Consider the following 20,444-nt stretch of genomic DNA (forward strand, 5'->3'; position numbering starts at 1 on the left):
AAGCCAGATTCCGCCGGATTTGCAGGGGGGTGCAGATCATGCCGAACCGCAAGGAAAAGGCCGTCCGAAAGCTTGTCACGCAATTGCGGCCCGGCGTCCCGCTAAGCCGCGTCGTGCCGCAGGAAATCCGGCGGCGTCACCTGACACGCGCATCGGAACTCGACCGGCTGGGAGAGGCGGTTCTGGCGGGCCGGCCGCTGGACGAAACGGAAAGCCGGATCATGTTCTCGATCCTCTCGCCGGGGTTGCGGCCGCTGATCGAGGTGCTGGACGATCTGCCCGCCGACACCGGACATCCGCTGTGGCCCGAACTGACCGAGGCGCCGGTGCAGTCGGTGATTGCGCAGGTAGCCAAAGCGACCGGCCGGATCGAATTCAGCGGCGGGGCCGAGTTTCGAAACGCCGGGTCGGGGTTTCTGGTAGGCGATCGGCTGATCGCAACCAACCGCCATGTGGCCGAGATCTTCTGTGTGGAATTCGCCGGCTTCGGCAGCTTCCTTCGCCCGCAATTCAGCGCACGCATCAACTTCTGCCGCGAAGCACGCCGTTGGGACACCAATCCGACACGGACATTCTTGATCACCCGGGTCGAGATGATGCATCCCTGGTTCGACCTGGCATTGCTGCGGCTTGGCGATGCGCCCGACGATATTGCGCCACTGAAACTTGCCACCGGCGATGCGGCCGAGGGGCAGAAATGTTGCGTAATCGGCTATCCATCCTTCAACCCTGACGAAGATACCGACATTCAGCGCGAGGCGATCACCGAGTTCGATGCCAAGCACCTCTCGCCGGGCCTGATCGACACGATCACCTCCTTGACCCTGCGCGGGCGGCACATGCGAGCCCTTGGTCATGACAGCTCCACCCTGACCGGAAATTCCGGCGCACCTGTGGCCGATCTTGCGACCGGCACCGTTCTGGGGCTGCATTTCAACGGAAATGTGGAGGGCCTGAACTGGGCCATCCCGGCGGCGGATATCGCCGCGGACGCGCGGATCATCGACGCGGGCGTCGCCTTCGATGGCGTACCGGTCCCATCTGACGGGCCATGGGCCACCGCCTGGGCGGCATAGCCATCCGAAAACCCGCCCACCCGCTGTCGCGGAGGGGCGGCTTACCCTTGGCCGGGGCGATCAGAACTTCGCGACGATGTTCAGGAAGACACCCCTGTCATCATAGGTCAGATCGGTCAGATCGTCCGAGAAAGATCCGAAGTTATAGCCGATCCCCGCTTTGATGCTATTGCCGAAATGGCGATAGACCGCGACCAGCGCTCCGGTTTCGCGCGTATTGGCCTGAACGGTGTTCAGCTGGCGCAGCTCGAACAGCATGTCCCAGTTGTGCACGACATGATAGCGCGCGTTGAACACACCCAGCCAGGCATCGTTATCGGCATAGATAGTGCTGCCCACATCCGCGCTTTTGGATTTGCGGTAGCCAAGCTTGCCGCCGATCGTCCAGTGATCGTTCAGATCGTATTCCGCGTCGATGCTGAACACATGGCTGACCTGCTTGGGCCCACGCGCATCCGTACCGTCCAGATCCTGGCCGTATTTGTCGTAAAGGAAGCGGTATTTCGCAAGGATGTTCAGCTTGTCATTATCCACGGGACGCAGCGCATAGCCGATGACCGCATCGGCATAGGTGCTGTCGGGCAGAGAGCTTTCATCCGTGTCCGAATCCACGGCATCGAGGCTGAACAGAAACCGCTGGCTTTCGTCGATCTGGTAGCGCGCCTTGGCGGTCAGCGCGACGGTGCGCCCATCGCGGTTCGTGCCGTTCAGCATGCCATCGTCCTGCCGATATTCAAGGCGTCCGCTTGCGGCGATCTTCTGATCCTCATAGCGCGCACCGAAGGAAATCGCCCAACGGTCCATCTCGCTTCCGACGGTGTCGTCGATCAGCCTGGCCTTCTCGAAACTGGCCGAATAGGTCAGGTAGTCGGACTGCTGATATTCGACCCCGTAGGAATTGGTCAGGGTGCGGGCCTCACCCAGCAGGTCGTAGCTGCTTTCACCCGTGAAGCTGAGCGAATCGTTGATCTGATCGCGCGCACCGATGACGAAACGGCCGTGATCCTCGCCATCGAGTTCGTCGCCCGCGATGGTGCTGTCGGGATCGAACTCATATCCGAACCAGCGCGAACGCCTCTCGCCGTCGCGGTAGGTGGCCAGAACCCGGCCTCCGGCCCCCAGCGTGCCGTCGGAGACCTCTCCCTCCACGGCCCATTTGTCGTTGATCTTGTAGCTTGCGCCAAAGCCAAGGCGGTTGTTCTTGCGCAGACCGTCCGTCACCGCCGAGGCCTGGCCCAGAACGAACCAGCTGAAATCGGCAGATTGCTTGCGGTCGAACCGCACGGCCACATCGGTGCGCGTGCCCGTCTCCGACGAGGTATCGCGGTCGATCTGCTCGATCCCGACCGAGACAGTATCGCGCGCATTAAGTGCGTAAGACAGCTCCAGCCCGCTTTCACGTTCCTTCTTGCCGTCATCGTTCTTGTACTGGTCGTTATAAAGAACCCAACGCAGCTTCTCGGACTGCTGCACATCAAGCGCGAAACCCCACAGCTTCTCGTCATAGAGCGACGAGTAATCCAGGGTCGAGAAGCCTGCATCCCGGCTTTCGCCATAGGCAGTGAAGGTGCCGTCCAGATCCAGCCCAAGCTCGCGCAGTTCCATAAGCGTCTCGAAACGGCGGGCAGCACCTGTGCCGGCGGTGGCGGGATCGGTTTCAAGGATCAGGCCGCCGTCATAGGAATAGGTGCTGCCAAAACCGGGACCGTCGCTTTCGGCGTATTCCAGCTCGATATAGCTACGCTCGCCCAGCCGGTAGTGCAGGTCGACCCCACGGGATTTCTGATCCGCATCGCCGGTCGTTTCATTCTGCACGGTCACGCCGATGCGCAGATCGTCCGTCGCCCAGGCTTCGACACGCCCGCCCGTGGAATAGCCGTCGATATCGGTCGCAACGGGGGTGTATTCGTATTGCACGATAAGGTTGACGTCGAAATCGCCGCCCGGATTGGTGATCACCACCCCTTCGGACGCGCTGCTTGAAAGCGGCGCGTTCAGCGACACGATGCCCTGAACGTAGTTGATCGTGTAGTCGGTGGTATAGGTCAGATACTGATAGCTGACAACGCGCCCCGTCGTCCGGTCGCGCAGCTCGGCGATGACCGTTTCCGACCCGCGCGAGATATCCTGGCGGCTGAGGAAATAGACCGAGCCGCCGGTGCCGCGGAACACGTCCCGCTGTGGCAGGTTATCGGGCTGCGCGACATAGCCGCTCAGCGCAACGCGTGGCTCACCCCGGCTGGTCTGCTGCTTCGAGGCCCATTTCCCGCTCAGCCCGTAAAGCATGCGTTCGTTGCGCAGATATTCCGAGCCGGCAACCTCGGACTTGCCATTGCCCCACATCAGGTAATTGCCATCCTTCTCGACGCGCAGGTAGAAACGCCCCGAGGTCGGCGCGTCCTCGGTAAAGGTCGAGTCGTCGCCATAGACCGGGTAATATTCCGCGGGATCGATGCGCAACAGAAGGCTGCGCGGATCCTTCTCGTCAAGCATGCTGAAGATGTCGCCCAGATCCTCTTCCTGGGTATCGACCGATCCGGTGATCGTATAGCCACCCGCGGTGATCCCCTTGGCATAGCCCGAAAGCCGCCCGCGCTTGTAGGTTTCAAAGCCGGCGCCATCGGTCTTGTGCCGCCCCAACGTCAGGTCGGCAACGCCGAAGCGGAACCATTCCGACTGCGGGATCTGCACCTCGCGCGACAGGCTGAGCGGACGGGACGCCCCATCCACCGAGACCGCAACCTGATGATCGCCCGGCGGCAGAATGCGCTGGATCACGAAGCGGCCGCTCGGGTCCGGGCGGATGGCCTCGCCCAGAGTGTGGACAACCGCCCCGCCCTGCACGGACTCGCCCGAGACGGTGACAGACCCTCCGCGCACCGGGATGCGGTCCACCGCCATCGCGTTCGAGCCGTCTTCGACGCCAGGGACAAGGCCACGGTCATCTGGGCTTTCGAGCGAAAGCGCGATGGTTTCGTCATAACGTCCCGCAGCATCGTAGACGCGGTGAATGACGCTGAGGTTATCGCCCTCGGGCAGATCGACCGTGACCGCCCCGTTGGGCGCGACCGGCACCACCGCGACGGTGGCCGGACCGCCGCGCGCGGCAAGATCGATCACGCGCATCTCGGCGCGGGAAATGTAACCCGGATAGTTCAGACGGCTTTGCAGCATGACCCGGTGGCCCCTGCGGTCGAACTCCAGATCGAGCCGCTTCTTCGTCTCCAGCCCGTCGAACCGGATCTGGATGTCGGCGGCCTCGAGGGCAAGGTCCGTGGCGCGGATCCTGTCCTCGATACGGGCGTCCCCGACAAAGGTATCGCCGTCGATGGACAGCACGAAGCCTTCGGGCGCCCGAGGGGACGAACGGTCCCATTCGGAGCCTTGCCCGGTAGGCATGTCTACGGCCGTGCCCTGATTGGTGCGGGTGCAGGCATCGGTCTGCATCCCGTCCACCAACACGCAATCGGCTTCGTCGGCACGCAAGGCCCCCGAAACGACCCCGGTCCCGAACACCACCAGGGTCAGCGCAGTCGAGCCTTTGAGCATGGAGTGCAGGAGAGATTTCATCGTGACACGCTGTTTCATCTTACTGCCTCACTTCACTGCACATACTTGATCGTGCGTTCCACGATCAGCTTGCCACGGCCCACGCGCTTCCACTCTTCACGCATCAGCCTTTCCACCACATCAAGCCGTTCGCGGATCAGCGCGCTGTCCTCGCCCTGCTTGAAGTAGGAAATCCTGAGCACCGCAGGGGTATTGGCGAATTTCGCCACAAACGGGCCGATCGCCTGTTTCAGCGCGGCTTTCGGTTCGCTGCTGCCCGATGCGAAGGCCGCATCCATCAGGTCGATATCCACGACCTTGCCGATGCTGACACCGAAGTTCAGCTTGGCCATCTTACCGGCGGTCAGGCGGACAGTGCGCGGGTTCTCGGTTGTCACGCGGTAGCCGGTGGGCAGCGACCGGGTGTCGAGCTTCATCGTGAAGTTCGAACCGATATCCTTCGGCAGTTCCGCGCAAGGTACATGGAAGCGTCCATGCTCGTCGGTGGTGATGATTACACCCCGCGTGGTGACCACACGAACATGCGGCATCCCCGGTTCGCCTTCGCGCAGCACCTGGTCGCGGCTGGTATCGCGGCCGGCCAGAAGCGCGGTCAGAATGCTGCGATCGGTGATCTGGCGGCCGTGGTCGTCATAGACCTTGCCGCCCCGCAGAACGATGGGCCCGTCCTGATAGCCGTCGCGATCACGGTCGTCGAAGACCTTGCCGATCACGTCCGAACAGTCGAACACATGCTCGGGCGCAAGCCGCACGGTCGCCGTTGCCGTGGGCGCAAGGGCCGCGCCGCTTACCGCACCCAGCGCATCGGCACGGTTCACCAGATCGCCCGGCTCTGCCGTCGAGGCGACGCGCGCGCTCAGCATGATCGTGACGGTTTCTTCCGGGGCTAGGGTGATCGCATCGAATGTCAGGCTTTGGCCGGACTGATCGGGCGTGACCGCCACACCGCGCAAGGTTGCGCTGCCGGGCGTGAACAACATCCCCACCGGCAGCGTATCGCGCACGACCAGCGGCCCGATGCCGAACAGGGTATTGTTCGTCACGGTGATCGTATACGGCACCGTCTGACCAATCAGCACCGTATCCACGGGGGTGCTCTTCTCGATGGTGACATCGCTTTCGTCCGCGGGCACCAGCTCCGGATCCACCGGGATATGGTTGCCAACGACGTCGGGATCGCCCGCTGCGAGCAGGAAGGCCAGGTAATAGGGCACGCTGGTACCCGCCGGAGGCGCACTGCTCGAGGACGAGACGTTGCACGCTCCGCCCGGAACCGCGTCGATGGCACAGCTCGTTGCGTCCAGTGCTCCGCTCTGCGCCGGATAAACCGTCGATTCCCCGAGGATGAAGCCCGACGGTACGCTGAACAGTTCGATCAGATACTCGGTTTCACCCACCGGACAGGCTGCTGCCGCACCGGACAGGATATCGAAGCGATATTGCCCGTTGGCGGTGGTTACCTGCGGTTGCTGACCCGGCAGAAGGCAAGCGTCGGGCAACGGCGTGCCCGCGGTATCGGTAACCCGCAGCGTGACGCCCGCGATGGGCGCGCCCGTGGCCGAGTTGTAGATGACGCCCGAAGGGTCGACCGGCTGGTTCACATCGGTCATCACCGTACCGGCCACGAAGACAAGGTCGGTGATCTGACCGACCGCGCGGGAAGGCGTGGCCGGATTTCCATCGTCCGGTTCCAGGAACAGAAGCGAATAGGTTCCCGTCGGGAAGCCCTCGAAGCTGTATGCACCATCCGCATCGGTGAAAACCGTGTCTATCACATCGCCAGCGGAATCGACCAACCGGACCTCGTAACCCGGCAAAGTCGTTTCGCCCGGCGAATAAAGGCCGTCACCGTTTCCATCGAGGAAGACGGTGCCGCTCAGGGCAAGACTCGAGGGTTCCAGCGGAACGCGGGTGACAGTCGGGTCATTGGCCGGATTGCCATCCGTGGCCCCCGTGCCATCGGGCGTTTCGGTCGTCAGCGGGTCGATAACCGGGTTCAGGACCGGGTCGCTGCCTGCATCCGAAACCACGCTCGCGCTCAGGGAAGCACCGCCCGGGCCGGGATAGGGCACGCCGCCCTCGTCCACGCCCGTCGCGTCCGCAATGGCCGAGTTTTCGACATAGCCGCGGGTCTCGTCACCGGCGGTAAAGACATAATCCACTTCGACCGAAGCCGCCGCCCCCGGATCCAGCGTGCCGGCAATCACCAACCCGGCCACGCCAATCACCGGATCATCCAGCGTCACCGGCGACAGACGTACATTGCCCGTATTGGTGACGGTGAAACGATAGGTCACCGTATCGCCGGCGTCGCCGCGGATCTCATTGGCATTGGTATCGACAACATCGATCGCAGCCTTCACCAGCGTCAATCTGGCCAGCTGATCGTAATCGAGCGTGATCGTTGCCTCGTTCGAGACGTTGCCGTTGTTATCCGCAACGGTATAGCCCACCGGCGTTGGATCCGAGGTGAAATCCGGCTCGGGGGTGAAGGCCACCTCGCCGGTCACCGGATCGGCGCTCCAGACACCTTCGTCCGGCACGGTCAGCGTATCGGCATAGCCGTCGCCATTGGTGTCGATCGCGGCCGGATCGGTGAAGGACACGGTCGTCGGGTCGATCGAGCCATCGACATCGGTATCGTTGCCGATCACGTCGATGCTGGCGGCGGAACCGACGGTCAGCCCGCTTTCGGAATCATCCACGGCAACCGGTGCTTCGGCCTGGACCGTTACGGTGGCTGTCGTCGTCGCACAATTCGTCGGGTTCAGGATCTCGCAGATCTCGTAGGTGATCACGTAGACACCCTGCGGCGTGCCCGCGGGCACATCCACCGTCCCGTCGGTCACGTCAAGCACCGGAACCGGGTTGCCGCCGATCGGCGTTGCCGGGGTCACCACCGAGATCGCAGTATCGCTCAGATCCGTCAGATCGACACCGTTCAGCGAGTCGTTGGTAAAGACCGTCAGAACGTCGTCCGCACCTGCCTGACCGTCGACATCGGAAACCGCGTCGGGCAGTGCCACAATTGTCGCCGCATCGACCTGGACAATGGCCGTCGCCGTGTCACACATGCCCGGGCTGGCCTCGGAACAGATCTGGTAGGTCAGGGTATAGCTGCCCGCCGGCGTACCGGCAGGTACAGTGATTGTGCCGTCATCGTCCAAGGTAACGCCCGTCAGCCCGCCATCGGCAACGATCGAGATGATCGTATCCGAACCGTCGATGGTGACGGGACTGCCGTTCAACCGGTCATTGTCCAGCACCGAACCAAGCGTTCCACCGTCAAAACCGTTCAGCGGAGTTGCAGTATAGTCGTCGTCTACCGCATCGATGACAGCCGGCGTCGCGGTGTCGCTGTTATTGCCCGGATCGGGATCCGCCGTGCCCGAACTCGCCGTCGCGGTATTGGCGTAATCGCCCGATGCAAGCACCGTCGCCTCGATCACGAGGCTCGCCCCCGCTCCGTCGGCAAGATCGCCCACCGTCCAGATCCCGGTCCCCGCGTCATAGGCCCCCGCCCCGTCATCCGAGACATAGACATAGCCCGAGGGCAGAAGGTCGCTCACCGAGACCGACGTCGCCGTCGAGGGGCCCGCATTCGTCACGCTCAGCGTGAAGCTGACCGTGTCGCCCACCGCCGGCGTCGCGGCATCGACCGCCTTCGCCATCGAAAGATCCGCCTGCGCAACAGGAACGGTTGCCGTGATCTGGTTGTTTCCGGCGGTCGGGTCAGTTCCACCGTTCTGGTCATTGCTCGAGGTGGTCTGGCCGGTGAAGATGACTTCGGTTGCGGAGCCGGGCGTGCCGAGGGTGAAATCGAAGGTGCAGACACTTGCGGCGCCCGGCACGATGGTGGCCGGAAGGGCGGGAGAGCAGCTGAGATTGGAGATGGTGCCGATATTCGCTGCGGGCACACAAGTAGCCGCCAGGGCCGAAACCGGCCCGGCATTCGTGCAGCTGAGGGTGAGGTCCGTATAGGTCGTACCTGCCACGATCTCGGAGGGAAGACCCGAAAGCACAGGCGACATGTCGGCATCAATATTGAACTCGAAATCCGAGACACCGATAACCTGACTACCCGGGTTAGACGAGCCGTCATTGCCGCTGAAGTAGTTGATACGGATGGCGGAAACCAACGCGGTTCCGAAATCGACGATCACGTTGCCTGCGGCTGAGTTGGACGGAACAGAGCTGTTGCCCTCATAGCCTTCGCCGAAGCTTTCATTGTCGGCAACGACGCCGCTTCCGCCCAGGGCCACGTAGGGAGTTCCCTTGATGTTGACCAGTCCGGCGCCGAAATCGGCATAGATCTCGACGAAATCATCCCACGAGGACTGATCGACATCGAGGATCGAGAAGGACAGTTGCTGAACCGGAACCGAGAAGGTCGTATTGATGATGAAGCGGTCGGTCGGATCGGTCGAGCTGTTGTCGAAGCCGAGCGCCATAAACCCGGTATGCGTGCCGAAGCTTCCCGAACCGAATTCCACATACTGGCCCGTGACGCCGCCATTGGTCACCCATGTCCAGGACGAGGTGACGGTCACGCCGCTGATACTGGCGGAGAGGCTGGGCGGTATGGATGCCCCATCCGCCAGACCCCGTTCTTACCAGCGGAAGGCCACATCCTGGGCATGGCGAACGGAGGTCATAAGAAGCATTGCCGCAACAATATATGCGAAAATCCCGCGCAGAGAGCGGAGGAGGTGCGAAGCCCTGGGTAGTTTGCGATGGCCGGGGGTGATGGGGGCGGGACGCTTGTCGGAGGAGTTGCGGGTATCATCCGTCAACATCACCAGGTTCACCATTATCGCACCTCAAACTTCGGGCTTCATACACATGCAGGGCAGCGCGGACGCAGTCGCATCCGATTTTGTTCAAATTGTGCGGGCAATATGAAAATATTGTCCGTTTTATTGCTTACCAGACCGAGCAATTAACGTTTTGTTAACACTTGATAAAGGGGAAAAGCCGATTTCCCGAATCATACAACTTTTCCGTGCGCCAGATTCGGCGGATCAACTGTATGTGCGGCATGCGCTCTGCGGCGCGACATGATCACCAGGAACACGCGATGATGGCATCCCTCCGGGCAGGACACGGCACGCATGTGTCGACATGGCTGCCGGGGGCGTGCACGTCACCGGGTCCGAGCCGGGCCCAGACCGCAGAGCAAGGCGAGGCCCTCCAGCCGGTCGAATTTCATAAACATATGTAACTATTTATGAATTCATGAAATAGTCACAAAGTGGAAAACTCTTGCGGCCAGATCGACCATAAGGAGACCGGCACGATGCGCGCGTTTTTTCGATTCCTGTTCGGGTTCACTCTGACTGCGGCGGTTCTGGTGATGGGTGCCCGCTGGCTGTTTCCCTTGCCGGACATTTCGTCGCGCCCCGCAGAGTTGGCGTTGCCCGCACGGACGGACACGCGCCTTGGGCAGCTTATGGTGGCGGGGCAAGGCGCCCATCCCGATCTGTCGGGTGTCGTGCCGCTGGCCGACGGCCATGACGCCCTGGCAAGCCGATTGGCCATTGTCGAGACGGCTCAGGTCAGCCTCGATGTGCAATATTACATCTGGCATGACGATACCTCGGGCATTCTGCTGCTCGATGCGCTCGACCGTGCCGCGAAGCGTGGGGTTCGCGTACGGCTGTTACTGGACGATAACGGCGTGCCGGGCCTAGATCCGGTCCTTGCCGCGCTGGTGGGCGATCCGAACTTTCACATCCGGCTTTTCAACCCCTCGACCGTGCGGCGCCCGAAGATGCTGGGTTATGCCTTCGACTTCTTTCGCATGAACCGGCGGATGCACAACAAGTCGATGATTGCGGATGGCGCGGCAGCGATCATCGGCGGGCGGAATATCGGCAACGAGTATTTCGAAATCGGCGAGGCTTTCTACAAGGACATGGATGCGCTTGCGATCGGCGCCGTGGTGCCGGATGCGGCGGCCGTCTTCGACCAATACTGGAACAGCGGCTCGGTTTTTGCCGTCGAAACCGTCATAGATGGCGGGGGCGACCGTACGGGGTTCGACGCCCGCGTCACCGAGGTCCGGCAAAGCGACGAGGCCCGCACCCTTCTGGGCGATCTGCAAAGCAGCGCGGCACGTTATGCAGGCGGCGGACTGGTTCCCGAATGGACACGGGTTCAGCTTGTGGCGGACGATCCGGTGAAGGGCGAAGGCATCGCAAGCCGGGATCAGCTGATGATCTCGCGGTTGGGCAAGATCCTGGGCGAGGTTCGCACGCGGCTGGATCTGGTCAGTGCCTATTTCATTCCGGGCAAGCCGGGGACCGAATATTTTATCGGCCTTGCCCGGTCCGGCGTTCGGGTGAACATTCTGACCAACGCCATGAACACCACCGACGTGCTGCTGGTGCATGCCGGCTACACGAAATATCGCCGCGAATTGCTGCGCGCCGGCGTCAACCTTTACGAATTGAAGCTGCGCGGCGGGGTATCGCCGGAATCCGATTTGCAGCTGATGCCCCTGGGTCTTTCGGGCGCATCGCTTCACGCCAAGACATTCGCCATTGACGATGAACGGGTCTTCATCGGTTCGTTCAACTTCGATCCCCGCTCTGCCCTGCTGAACTGCGAGATGGGCCTGCTGATCGACAGTCCGGCGATGGCCCGCCAGATCAGCGCCGGTTTCGAGGGGCCGCTTGCGCGGGTAAGCTACCGCCCCGCGCTTGGCGGCGACAACCGCATGGTCTGGCAGGAAACCGACGCCAGCGGAAAGCCGGTCATATGGCAGCAAGAGCCCGGAGCAAGCTGGCTGAAGCAGGTCATGCTGGCCATTGTCGGGGTGCTGCCGGTGGAATGGATGCTCTGATCCCCCACAAGGGAGACGCCCGGGACCGGAAGCATCGCCCCGGGCGCCATGTCCTTTCAGACCGTGAACCGAGGCCTATTCGGCCGCGTCGCGCCGCGGCAGAACCCAGTCCGGGCGGATGTAGTGGCAGGTATAGCCGTGGGGAATGCGCTCAAGGTAATCCTGATGCTCGGGCTCGGCCTCCCAGAAATCGCCCGCGGGTTTCACCTCGGTCACCACCTTTCCCGGCCAAAGCCCCGAGGCATTCACATCCGCGATCGTCCCTTCGGCGATCCGGCATTGTTCGTCCGAGGTGTAGTAGATCCCCGAGCGATAGCTGGTGCCGCGGTCATTGCCCTGCCGGTCGGGCGTGGTCGGGTCGTGGATCTGGAAGAAGAACTCCAGAAGCCTGCGATAGCTGATCCGTTCAGGATCGAAGAGGATCTCGATCCCCTCGGCATGGGTGCCGTGGTTGCGATAGGTGGCGAATTGCACATCGCCCCCGGTATAGCCCACGCGGGTTGCGCTTACGCCGGGCAGCTTGCGGATCAGATCCTGCATGCCCCAGAAGCAGCCCCCCGCCAGAATGGCGCGTTCGTTCATCATCCTTCCTCCACCTGATCAAGATATTCGCCGTATCCTTCGGCTTCCATCCGCTCTTTCGGCACGAAGCGCAGGCTGGCCGAATTGATGCAATAGCGCATTCCGCCCCGGTCGCGCGGCCCGTCGGGAAAGACATGGCCCAGATGGCTGTCGCCCTGGGCCGAGCGGACCTCGACCCGCTCCATCCCGTGCGAGGTGTCGCGGAACTCGGCCACCATGGCGGGGGCGATGGGCTTGGTGAAGGCAGGCCAGCCGCAGCCGGAATCGTATTTGTCGGCCGAGGCGAAAAGCGGCGCCCCCGAGACGATGTCGACATAGATGCCGGGCGCGAAATGCTTGTCATAGGCGCCGGTAAAGGCGCGCTCGGTGCCGCTTTGCTGCGTGACGCGGTATTGTTCGGGCGTCAGGCGGGACAGGGCGGCTTCGGTTTTCTCGTATGTCATGTCTTCTCCCACTCTCAAGGGCAGCACTGATCCATAGATGGCGCATCGGCGCGAAAACTCCAGCCTGGCGCAGGCCATTGCCGGGGTTTCACGCCATGCTCTTCGTTGCGCGGGGCGGATTGTTTCATCCTTGGCCGCGCGCCCATGCGGTTCGCAGCGCCCAGATCCCGAAACCGGGCCCCAGCGCCATCAGGACCAACACCCCCGGCCAGCCGATCGCGGCCGCGAGAACCGGCGCAAGCTGCACGGTAAGGATCGTCAGCGCAAAGCCAAGCGCGTTCTGCATCGCCATGAGGCTGCCCACGACATGCGGCGGCGCATGATCCGCGATCAACGAGGAAAATTGCGCGCTGTCGGGAATGACTGCCGCGCCCCAGGCCAGCAGCAGCAGAAACGAAAGCCAGACCGGCCCGCCGAAAGCCGCCGCATTGGCCAGTGCCGCACCGCCCGACAGCCACATCACCCCCGAGGCGATGCGCGCCTTGCCGATGCGATCGGCAAGCCTGCCCGCCGGGATGCAGAAGAACGCCCCGATGGCAATCGCACAGAATGCCGTCAGCGCGGCCAGCCTTTCGGCCTCGGGAAGGGGCATGCCGGCGCTGTAGCTTGCGGCAGCAATCACGCCGATCCAGCCCCAAAGGGCATAAAGCTCCCACATATGGCCAAGATAGCCGCCGGTTGCCGCACGGATATGGCGGTTCGTCCACATCAGGCGGATGGCGCGGAAATCGAAGGATTGCGCGCGCGCGTGGTAGGGCCCTACCCGAAGCAGCAACGAAAGCGCCCCCCCGATCAGCGAGGCAAGCGCCGTCGCCCCGACCACGATGCGCCAGTCGGTGCCGCCGAAATAGGCGGCAAGATGCGGGGTGGCGCTGCCGAAGGTCAGCGCACCCACAAGCAGGCCGACCAGATAGCCGCGGTCGCGCTGCCCCCATCCCACCATCACCTTCATGCCCACCGGATAGATCCCAGCAAAACCCATCCCCGTGGCAAAGCGCAGCGCGACGGCAGCGGCCGATCCCGGCGGAACGATCAGCAGCGCCGCGGTTGTCGCGGCATTCAACACCGCCGCAAGCGCCATGACCCGGCGCGGGTCGAAACGGTCCGCGATGCCGGTGACCGAAAAGCCAAGCGCCCCGATCACGAACCCCGCCTGAACCGCCGAGGAAAGCATCGCCTGCAAGACCGGGCTTATACCGCTTTCGCGCGCGATCCCGGCCATGGCCGCGCCCGCGGCAAACCAGGGCGACATCCCGCAGATCACGACAAGGCACAGAAGGAAGACGGCAAGACTTTTCGACATATGGCCCCCCATGCAGGGCCAAAGCCTGCCATGTCCGCCGCGCCATCTGAACCTTGAATCGTCGGGCGTGCGGCAGATAGGTTGCACGAGACCCATCTGCACGGAAACCCACAAATGCCTGTCAGTCCTCCCGTCCGCCCTGTCGTCGCCGTTCTGGCGGTGGTGATCCGCGGCGGCCGGGTTCTTCTGGTGCAGCGCGCCAATCCACCTGACGCGGGGCTGTGGGGCTTTCCCGGCGGCAAGGTGGAATTCGGCGAGACACTGGAACAGGCGGCCGAGCGCGAGTTGCTGGAGGAAACCGGCGTCACCGCCACGGCAGGGGGCGCGTTCGCCGCGCTGGACGCCTATGACCGGGCCGGGGACGGCACGCTGCGACAGCATTTCGTTCTGGTCGCCGTTCAATGTGAGTGGAAAGCAGGCGAGCCCGTCGCCGCGGACGACGCCCTCGATGCCAGATGGGTGCGGCTTGCCGATATGGAGTCCGGGCTGATCCTGAGCCGCGATGTCGCGCGCATCGCCCGGCAGGCGGCAGGGCCGATCCGCGTCTAGGCCGTGCTTGGGATGCGGAATTGCCGCTCGATCTCAAGCAGCTTCTGCTTGCGCCACAACCCGCCCCCGTAACCCGTCAAGGAACCGTCGGCCCCGATGACGCGGTGGCAGGGCACGACAAGTGCGATCTGGTTGGCACCATTGGCGCGCGCGACGGCGCGCGTGGCCGTTGGCCGCCCGATACGCGCGGCGATATCGGAATAGCTGCGGGTGACACCGGGCGGAATCTGCCGCAGTTCCTCCCAGACGGCCTGCGCGAAGGGCGACCCGGAATAGGCCAGCGGTGTGCGGAATTCGGCACAGCGACCGGCAAAGAATGCCTCAAGCTCAGCTCGGATCTGTTCACCCGGAGCGGTCTTGCCGATACCAAGCGCACCTTGACTTCGGGTTTCAAGCCGCGCGGCCTCTGCCCTCAGCGCCTTGCGACCCACGAATTCAAGCAGATGCAGATGCGACCGGCTGCAGATCGAGATCATGTCGCCAAGCGGCGTCGTCACCCAGTCGGCCAGCAGCAGCGCGCCCTGATCGAAGCTTCCCGGCGCGCGCCCCAGAAGCCGGGCGAACGCCGCCCGGAATGCACTGGCCGAGTCGAAGCGCGCGTCAAGCTGTGCCTCGATCACCTTGCCTCCGCCCCGGATCGTCTCGAACCCGTCGCGCAACCGCCTTTGCCGTGCCATTTCCAGAAAGGTCATCCCGAACTGCCGCTTGAAGCCGCGCCGGACCGTGGACGGATCAAACCCCATGCGGGCGACATCCTCTTCGGACCAGCGATGTTCGGGGCGCTCCTCCAGCGCGCCAAGCAGAGTGGCGATGGCCGGATCGGACGCGGCCATCGGGGCCAGCGGCTTGCACCGCTTGCACGGCCGGTAGCCTGCGGTGATACATTCGCCGGCGGTAGCGTAGAACGTGCAGTTTTCCGGCTTTGGCTTGCGGGCAGGGCAGGTGAGGCGGCAAAAGATCCCGGTCGAGACCACGCAGACATAGGCCTGCCCGTCATAGGCCGAATCACGCCCCTGAAGCGCGCGATAGAGTGTGGCGTGGTCTGGCAGATCGAACAACATGCCCGGAATGTAGCATTGCCCCGAACCTTCGCCGCCGGAAATCGGGCGCCTATTGCGAAAATCCCGCGCCAGGGTTCGACCCGGTGCCGCTCAGGCCGCCGGTATGGCGGGCTGGCTTGTCAGACGGCCCGAAACCAGCGCCGCAAGCGCCACCATGGCGGCTGCAGTTCCCAGCATGAGGGAAAGCCCGCCAATCTGATAAGTCAACCCGGACAGAAGCGTGCCGATCAGCCGCCCGCCCGCATTGGCCATGTAGTAGAAACCCACGTCCATCGTGACCCTCTCTGATCTGCTGAAGGCCAGGATCAGGTAAGAGTGTAGCGCGGAGTTGACCGCGAAGAGCGCCCCGAAAACCAGAAGGCCCGCGACAAGCGTGACCGTCAGCCACGGCGCGGGTTCCGGGGACAGCAGGCTTGCAACGCACAGCGCCGCGGGCACCGTGAAAAGAAGGCCCGCCCAGTTGCGCGCGGCCCCGATCAGCGCGCTTTCGGGGCGGCTGGCGGCATGCAGGATCTTCGGCGCGCTTGCCTGAACCGCGCCGTAAAGCATGACCCAGACCGCCATGAAACCGCCAATCAGGAAGAAGGCCGCGCGGTCGCCCGCCTCGGTGCCGTCCGAAAGCACCGCGTGGAAATAGATCGGGATGCCGACAACGAACCACACGTCCCGCGCGCCGAACAGGAACACCCGCGCCGCCGAAAGCCAGTTCACATTGGCCGATTTCGAGAAGACCTCGGAGAAGCGCGCGCCCTTGCGGCCCCCCGGCAAGCCCGGCGGCATGAACGCCACGACAAGCATCAGGATCACGGCCAGAACGGCGGCCATGCCCAGCACCGCCCCCCTGAACCCCAGGCTGGCAAGCAGCGCAGCCCCCAGAAGAAAGCCCGCGCCCTTGATCGCGTTCTTCGATCCCGTCAGCAGCGCGACCCAGCGAAACAGCCCGCCGCCATCGCCCGGCGCCAGAAGCTTCACCGCAGATTTCGACGACATCTTGGCCAGGTCCTTCGCCACCCCGCTTGCCCCCTGCACGCACATTACGAAGATGACCGAAGCGCCGACCGCCCAGGACGGATCAAGCCGGCTCAGCGCCAGAAGTGCGGCCACCTGCAAGGCAAGGCCCGCGTAAAGCGTCGCGGCCAGCCCGAAACGCGCGGCGATCCAGCCCGCGGCAAGGTTGGTCACCATGCCCGCGACCTCGTAAAGGATGAAGAGGTTGGCCAGTTGCACCGGCGAGAAGCCCAAAGTGTGGAAGTGCAGCAGCACCAGCATCCTGAGGCCGCCATCGGTCAGCATGAACGCCCAATAGGCCGCCGTGACCGCGATATAGGCGGACAGGCCCTCGGGCTTGCGGCTCATGCCCTGGCCCCGACCATCAGCGCGACATCCACCAACCGGTTGGCATAGCCGGATTCGTTGTCGTACCAGGCATAGATCTTTGCCTGCGTGCCATTCACCACCATGGTCGAAAGTGCATCGACGATCGCAGAGCGGGGGTCGTTGGTATAATCGGCCGAAACCAGCGGCCGCGGCTCATACCCCAGGATGCCGTTCAGCGGACCATCGGCGGCCGCCTTCAGCGCGGCATTGACCTCCTCCGCGGTGGTCGCGCGCTCCAACTCGAAGACGCAATCGGTCAGCGAGGCGTTGAGCAGCGGCACCCGCACCGCATGGCCGTTCAGCCGGCCCGCAAGTTCGGGATAGATCAGCGTGATCGCCGTGGCCGACCCCGTCGTCGTCGGGATCAGCGAATTCAGCGCGGAACGCGCGCGCCGCAGATCCTTTGCCGGGCGGTCCACGATGGTCTGGGTGTTGGTCACATCATGGATCGTCGTGATCGAGCCGTGGCGGATCCCGAAGGTCTCGTGGATGACCTTCACCACCGGGGCAAGGCAGTTCGTGGTGCAGGACGCCGCCGTCACGATCCGGTGGCGGGCGGGATCATAGCTGTCATGATTGACACCATAGACGATATTGGCGGCAGACCCGTCCCTGACCGGGGCGGACACCACGACCTTCTTCACGCCGGCCTTGAAATAGGGCGCAAGCTTTTCCTCTGTCTTGAAGGCGCCGGTGCAGTCGATGACCACATCCACCCCGTCCAGGGGAAGCTCCGCAAGGTTCCGGGTGCCGATGAAGGGCAGCCGGTCGCCATTGATCACCACGCCGCCGACATCGTGCGAAAACGCTGCATCCCAACGGCCATGGACGCTATCGAATTCCAGAAGATGCGCGTGCATCGCGGCGTCACCCACCGCATCGTTGATCCAGGCGATGCGCGCGCCGCGTTCAAGCAGGGGCCTGAGGGCAAGCTTTCCGATGCGGCCAAGGCCGTTCAGTGCATAGGTGGTCATCAAAGCCCCTCCGCGGGGGTGCGGCCGATCTCGTCCACCGCGGATTGAAGGGCGATACGGTCGAGGCTTGCGACCGGAAGGGCCGCGAACGCCTCGATCCGGTGCTTCAGCGCGCCATAGGCCTGCTGGAAGGCCAGGGCCTTCTCGGCATCCGTGCCGCCGGCCTTCACCGGATCGGGCATGCCCCAATGGCTGCTGATGGGTTGCCCGTCCCAGGCGGGGCATTCCTCGTTGGCGGCTTGGTTGCAGACGGTGAACACGAAATCAAGCTCCGGCGCATCCGGCCCCGAAAATTCCGAAATGTTCTTGGACCGCAACCCGGAGATATCATGCCCCTTGTCCCGCAGCACCCGCAACGCGAAGGGGTTGAGCTCCGAATAGGGTTTCATCCCTGCGGAATAGGCATTGAACCGGTCTCCTGCGGCCTTGCGCAGAAGCGATTCGGCAAAGATCGAGCGGGCGGAATTTCCGGTGCAGATGAAAAGGACATTGTATTTGCGATCCGTCATGGGCAGCCCCCCTGAGATCGGCGATGCGCAAAGCCCGTGGCGGCCGCGGCAGCAGTCGCCAAGCAGGTATTGAAATACCCCTTGCACATTGGCCATGTGAACGGCGTAGAGAATCGAGGTTCCCGCACGCGCCTGCGCCACCAGCCCCACGCGATGCAGCGCGGCAAGATAGCTGGACATCGTGCTAGCCTTGACGCCAAGCGCGGCGGCCAGCTCCCCGGCCGGAACGCGGTCGGGGTAGCGGCGCATGAGCAGGCGAAACACCGCGAGCCTTTGCGGATGGCCAAGAGCGGTCAGCTGTTCGGGAATCTCTTTTTCCATATTTCACATAATAATGAAATAATGGCTGGTTGCATGTGAATTTTCGATGACAAGCAGATTGCGGTGGCCCGGCAGAGGCACGCAAGACCATTCACCGGAAGGTTTTAGCGGCCATCGCCTCTTTCCGCGGCAAAGGGGCGCTCAGGCCCGTTTGGGGTGGATCAGATACCTTGGACGGTGCGGCACGTCCGGCTCAGGGCCCCTCATCCGAACGCCTGATGCATTCCATGCGCGCCAGTTCATCCGACAGGATTTCATAGACCAGCCGGATACGCCTGCTGGTGTTCAATTCGCGATGCGTGACCAGCCAGACCGGAAACCTGACCAACGGGGTATCGGGAAACAACTCGACGATCCCTTCTGTCCGTATCGCGATCTCTTGTGCCATGACGCCGACCCCCAGGCCGCGCTTCACCATTTCCCACACGGCGACACCGCTTTCCGACAAGAGCCGCAGGCCCCTGGCTGTCACATTCAGGCCCGCATCTCGCATATGCAGGACGAACCGTTCGGCGTCTTCGAAGCCGATCAAATCGTGATCGGCGACATCTTCGATGTGGGCCGGATAACCATTGCGTTCGATCCATGTCTGCGCGGCATAGAGATGGGCTGAGCTTTCATGCACGAGCTTGCCAATCAACCCCTCACCATCCGGCCTGACGTGACGGATCGCGATATCCGCCTCTCGCCGGTGCAGGTTGCTCAGCGTGTTGCTGGACACGATAACCAGTGTAATCTGCGGCGCTTCGCGGCGGATGCGTTCGATAATTGCGGGCAGGATATAGGCGGCGTAAGCGTCGCTTGCCGAAATGCTGACGCGGCCTTCGATGGCCTCCACGCGACCCGAGGCAGCGATGGTCACGGCATTCGCCGCCTCACCCATGGCGCGGACCTTCTGCAACAGATGTGCGCCGGTTTCGGTCAACACAAGCCGTTTGCCGATCCGCTCGAACAGGGTCACGTCAAGCTCTGCCTCGAAGGCCGCGATCTGGCGCGAGAGTGTGGGCTGGGTCAGGCCAAGCTGCCGGGCCGCCGCTGAAAGCGAGCCGGTCTCAGCCGTGGCAAGGAAAGCGCGGGCATGATTCCAGTTAAGCTCATTCATGAGTATTTGCATATCGTATCTACAAATAAGCTCAATTCAATTCGTAAATGTATATGTTAAAGCTGGCCGCACAGGAGAGCGCGATGTTTGACACGGCTAAAGACGCAAGGTTCTGGGACCGGATCGCCCGGAAATACGCCACCGGCCCGATTGCCGATCCGGCAGGATATGAGCGCACGGTCGAGCGTGCACGCCATTATCTGCGTGCCGACGATGCGGTTTTCGAACTTGGATGCGGCACGGGAACGACCGCGCTCAGGCTTGCGTCATCGGTCAGGCATATGGTCGCAACCGACCTCTCGCGCGAGATGATCGCAATCGCTCGGGAAAAGGCCAGGGCGGAAGGCTGCACCAATATCCGTTTCGAGGTTGCCACACCGGATGAGGCGCGCTGGAGCGGCGAGAATTTCGACGCCGCCCTGGGCTTCAACGTGCTGCATCTGATCGCCGCCCGCGAAGCGGCCCTGCGCGGTGTGCATCGGCTTTTGAAACCCGGCGGGCTTTTCATTTCCAAGACACCAAGCCTTGCGGAAATGAACATCCTCGTGCGCATGGCAATCCCCGTCATGCAGCTTATCGGAAAGGCGCCTTTCGTGGCGACATTCTCGGCCGAAGGCCTTGAGCAAGAGATCGAGGCCGCAGGGTTCGACATTATCGAACGCGCCCGCCACGGTAGCCGCGGCAGAGACGTGCGGCCGTTCCTTGTGGCAAGAAAGCGGTAACATGCGTCTGC

14 protein-coding genes are annotated in these 20,444 nt (G+C 63.1%); 4 read left to right on the top strand and 10 right to left on the bottom strand.

From position 1 onward, the window contains the following. Positions 1-38 precede the first annotated feature (38 nt). The gene (locus AC4PTO_RS16605) at positions 39-1,076 is read left to right on the top strand and encodes a trypsin-like serine peptidase (RefSeq protein WP_492730385.1); all 1,038 of its coding nucleotides are present in this window, start codon (positions 39-41) and stop codon (positions 1,074-1,076) included. 60 nt (positions 1,077-1,136) lie between these two features. Here the strand turns inward: AC4PTO_RS16605 and AC4PTO_RS16610 are convergent, their stop codons facing one another. Together AC4PTO_RS16610 and AC4PTO_RS16615 are read right to left on the bottom strand one after the other, a co-directional pair. Further along, positions 1,137-4,664: a hypothetical protein gene (locus AC4PTO_RS16610; RefSeq protein ID WP_492730386.1), complete on the bottom strand. Its 3,528-nt coding sequence runs from the start codon at positions 4,662-4,664 to the stop codon at positions 1,137-1,139. A gap of 14 nt (positions 4,665-4,678) precedes the next feature. After that, the gene (locus tag AC4PTO_RS16615) at positions 4,679-9,196 is read right to left on the bottom strand and encodes a DUF7507 domain-containing protein (protein WP_492730388.1); all 4,518 of its coding nucleotides are present in this window, start codon (positions 9,194-9,196) and stop codon (positions 4,679-4,681) included. Between the two features lie 746 nt (positions 9,197-9,942). Here AC4PTO_RS16615 and AC4PTO_RS16620 point away from each other — a divergent pair. Then, a complete protein-coding gene (locus tag AC4PTO_RS16620; RefSeq protein WP_492730390.1) occupies positions 9,943-11,490 on the top strand; it encodes a phospholipase D family protein in 1,548 nt (515 codons plus the stop codon). 75 nt (positions 11,491-11,565) lie between these two features. On the opposite strand, the gene msrA is transcribed toward AC4PTO_RS16620, so the two are convergent. The 3 genes from msrA to AC4PTO_RS16635 all read right to left on the bottom strand — a co-directional run bounded on the left by msrA (position 11,566) and on the right by AC4PTO_RS16635 (position 13,818). Continuing rightward, a complete protein-coding gene (msrA, locus tag AC4PTO_RS16625) occupies positions 11,566-12,072 on the bottom strand; it encodes a peptide-methionine (S)-S-oxide reductase MsrA (RefSeq protein WP_492733667.1) in 507 nt (168 codons plus the stop codon). Beyond that, positions 12,072-12,515, bottom strand: a complete 444-nt coding sequence (msrB, locus tag AC4PTO_RS16630) for a peptide-methionine (R)-S-oxide reductase MsrB (RefSeq protein WP_492730394.1) — start codon at positions 12,513-12,515, stop codon at positions 12,072-12,074. Before msrB ends, msrA begins: the two co-directional genes overlap by 1 nt. A 124-nt stretch (positions 12,516-12,639) precedes the next feature. Then, positions 12,640-13,818 (bottom strand): MFS transporter, encoded by a 1,179-nt coding sequence (locus AC4PTO_RS16635; RefSeq protein WP_492730397.1) that lies wholly within the window; start codon positions 13,816-13,818, stop codon positions 12,640-12,642. A 114-nt stretch (positions 13,819-13,932) separates the two neighbouring features. Here AC4PTO_RS16635 and AC4PTO_RS16640 point away from each other — a divergent pair, with 114 nt between their 5' ends. Beyond that, on the top strand, positions 13,933-14,367 hold the full coding sequence (locus AC4PTO_RS16640; protein ID WP_492730399.1) for an NUDIX hydrolase: 435 nt from the start codon (positions 13,933-13,935) through the stop codon (positions 14,365-14,367). Here AC4PTO_RS16640 and AC4PTO_RS16645 read toward each other — a convergent pair. The 5 genes from AC4PTO_RS16645 to AC4PTO_RS16665 all read right to left on the bottom strand — a co-directional run bounded on the left by AC4PTO_RS16645 (position 14,364) and on the right by AC4PTO_RS16665 (position 19,711). Then, positions 14,364-15,428 (bottom strand): bifunctional transcriptional activator/DNA repair enzyme AdaA, encoded by a 1,065-nt coding sequence (locus tag AC4PTO_RS16645; RefSeq protein WP_492730401.1) that lies wholly within the window; start codon positions 15,426-15,428, stop codon positions 14,364-14,366. The genes AC4PTO_RS16640 and AC4PTO_RS16645 overlap by 4 nt on opposite strands. 90 nt (positions 15,429-15,518) lie before the next feature. After that, positions 15,519-16,784, bottom strand: coding sequence for an organoarsenical effux MFS transporter ArsJ (arsJ, locus tag AC4PTO_RS16650; protein ID WP_492730403.1), 1,266 nt, complete (start codon positions 16,782-16,784; stop codon positions 15,519-15,521). Further along, the gene (locus tag AC4PTO_RS16655) at positions 16,781-17,779 is read right to left on the bottom strand and encodes an ArsJ-associated glyceraldehyde-3-phosphate dehydrogenase (RefSeq protein WP_492730404.1); all 999 of its coding nucleotides are present in this window, start codon (positions 17,777-17,779) and stop codon (positions 16,781-16,783) included. The genes arsJ and AC4PTO_RS16655 overlap by 4 nt, the downstream gene beginning before the upstream one ends. Further along, complete coding sequence (locus tag AC4PTO_RS16660; RefSeq protein WP_492730406.1) at positions 17,779-18,609, bottom strand: arsenate reductase/protein-tyrosine-phosphatase family protein; 831 nt, start codon at positions 18,607-18,609, stop codon at positions 17,779-17,781. Before AC4PTO_RS16660 ends, AC4PTO_RS16655 begins: the two co-directional genes overlap by 1 nt. 193 nt (positions 18,610-18,802) lie before the next feature. After that, positions 18,803-19,711: a LysR family transcriptional regulator gene (locus AC4PTO_RS16665; RefSeq protein ID WP_492730408.1), complete on the bottom strand. Its 909-nt coding sequence runs from the start codon at positions 19,709-19,711 to the stop codon at positions 18,803-18,805. An 83-nt stretch (positions 19,712-19,794) separates the two neighbouring features. Between AC4PTO_RS16665 and AC4PTO_RS16670 the strand changes: the two genes are divergently transcribed. After that, positions 19,795-20,433, top strand: a complete 639-nt coding sequence (locus tag AC4PTO_RS16670) for a class I SAM-dependent methyltransferase (RefSeq protein ID WP_492730409.1) — start codon at positions 19,795-19,797, stop codon at positions 20,431-20,433. Positions 20,434-20,444: the final 11 nt, after the last annotated feature.

Source organism: Rhodobacter maritimus, from assembly GCF_058747975.1.

Excerpts from the sequence above, each read along its gene's own strand:
- AC4PTO_RS16610 (WP_492730386.1), bottom strand. The coding sequence starts at position 4,664 with ATGAAACAGCGTGTCACGATGAAATCTCTCCTGCACTCCATGCTCAAA.
- AC4PTO_RS16620 (WP_492730390.1), top strand. The coding sequence starts at position 9,943 with ATGCGCGCGTTTTTTCGATTCCTGTTCGGGTTCACTCTGACTGCGGCG.
- msrA (WP_492733667.1), bottom strand. The coding sequence starts at position 12,072 with ATGAACGAACGCGCCATTCTGGCGGGGGGCTGCTTCTGGGGCATGCAG.
- AC4PTO_RS16635 (WP_492730397.1), bottom strand. The coding sequence starts at position 13,818 with ATGTCGAAAAGTCTTGCCGTCTTCCTTCTGTGCCTTGTCGTGATCTGC.
- AC4PTO_RS16665 (WP_492730408.1), bottom strand. The coding sequence starts at position 19,711 with ATGAATGAGCTTAACTGGAATCATGCCCGCGCTTTCCTTGCCACGGCT.
- arsJ (WP_492730403.1), bottom strand. The coding sequence starts at position 16,784 with ATGAGCCGCAAGCCCGAGGGCCTGTCCGCCTATATCGCGGTCACGGCG.
- AC4PTO_RS16670 (WP_492730409.1), top strand. The coding sequence starts at position 19,795 with ATGTTTGACACGGCTAAAGACGCAAGGTTCTGGGACCGGATCGCCCGG.
- AC4PTO_RS16660 (WP_492730406.1), bottom strand. The coding sequence starts at position 18,609 with ATGGAAAAAGAGATTCCCGAACAGCTGACCGCTCTTGGCCATCCGCAA.
- AC4PTO_RS16640 (WP_492730399.1), top strand. The coding sequence starts at position 13,933 with ATGCCTGTCAGTCCTCCCGTCCGCCCTGTCGTCGCCGTTCTGGCGGTG.
- AC4PTO_RS16655 (WP_492730404.1), bottom strand. The coding sequence starts at position 17,779 with ATGACCACCTATGCACTGAACGGCCTTGGCCGCATCGGAAAGCTTGCC.
- msrB (WP_492730394.1), bottom strand. The coding sequence starts at position 12,515 with ATGACATACGAGAAAACCGAAGCCGCCCTGTCCCGCCTGACGCCCGAA.
- AC4PTO_RS16605 (WP_492730385.1), top strand. The coding sequence starts at position 39 with ATGCCGAACCGCAAGGAAAAGGCCGTCCGAAAGCTTGTCACGCAATTG.
- AC4PTO_RS16645 (WP_492730401.1), bottom strand. The coding sequence starts at position 15,428 with ATGTTGTTCGATCTGCCAGACCACGCCACACTCTATCGCGCGCTTCAG.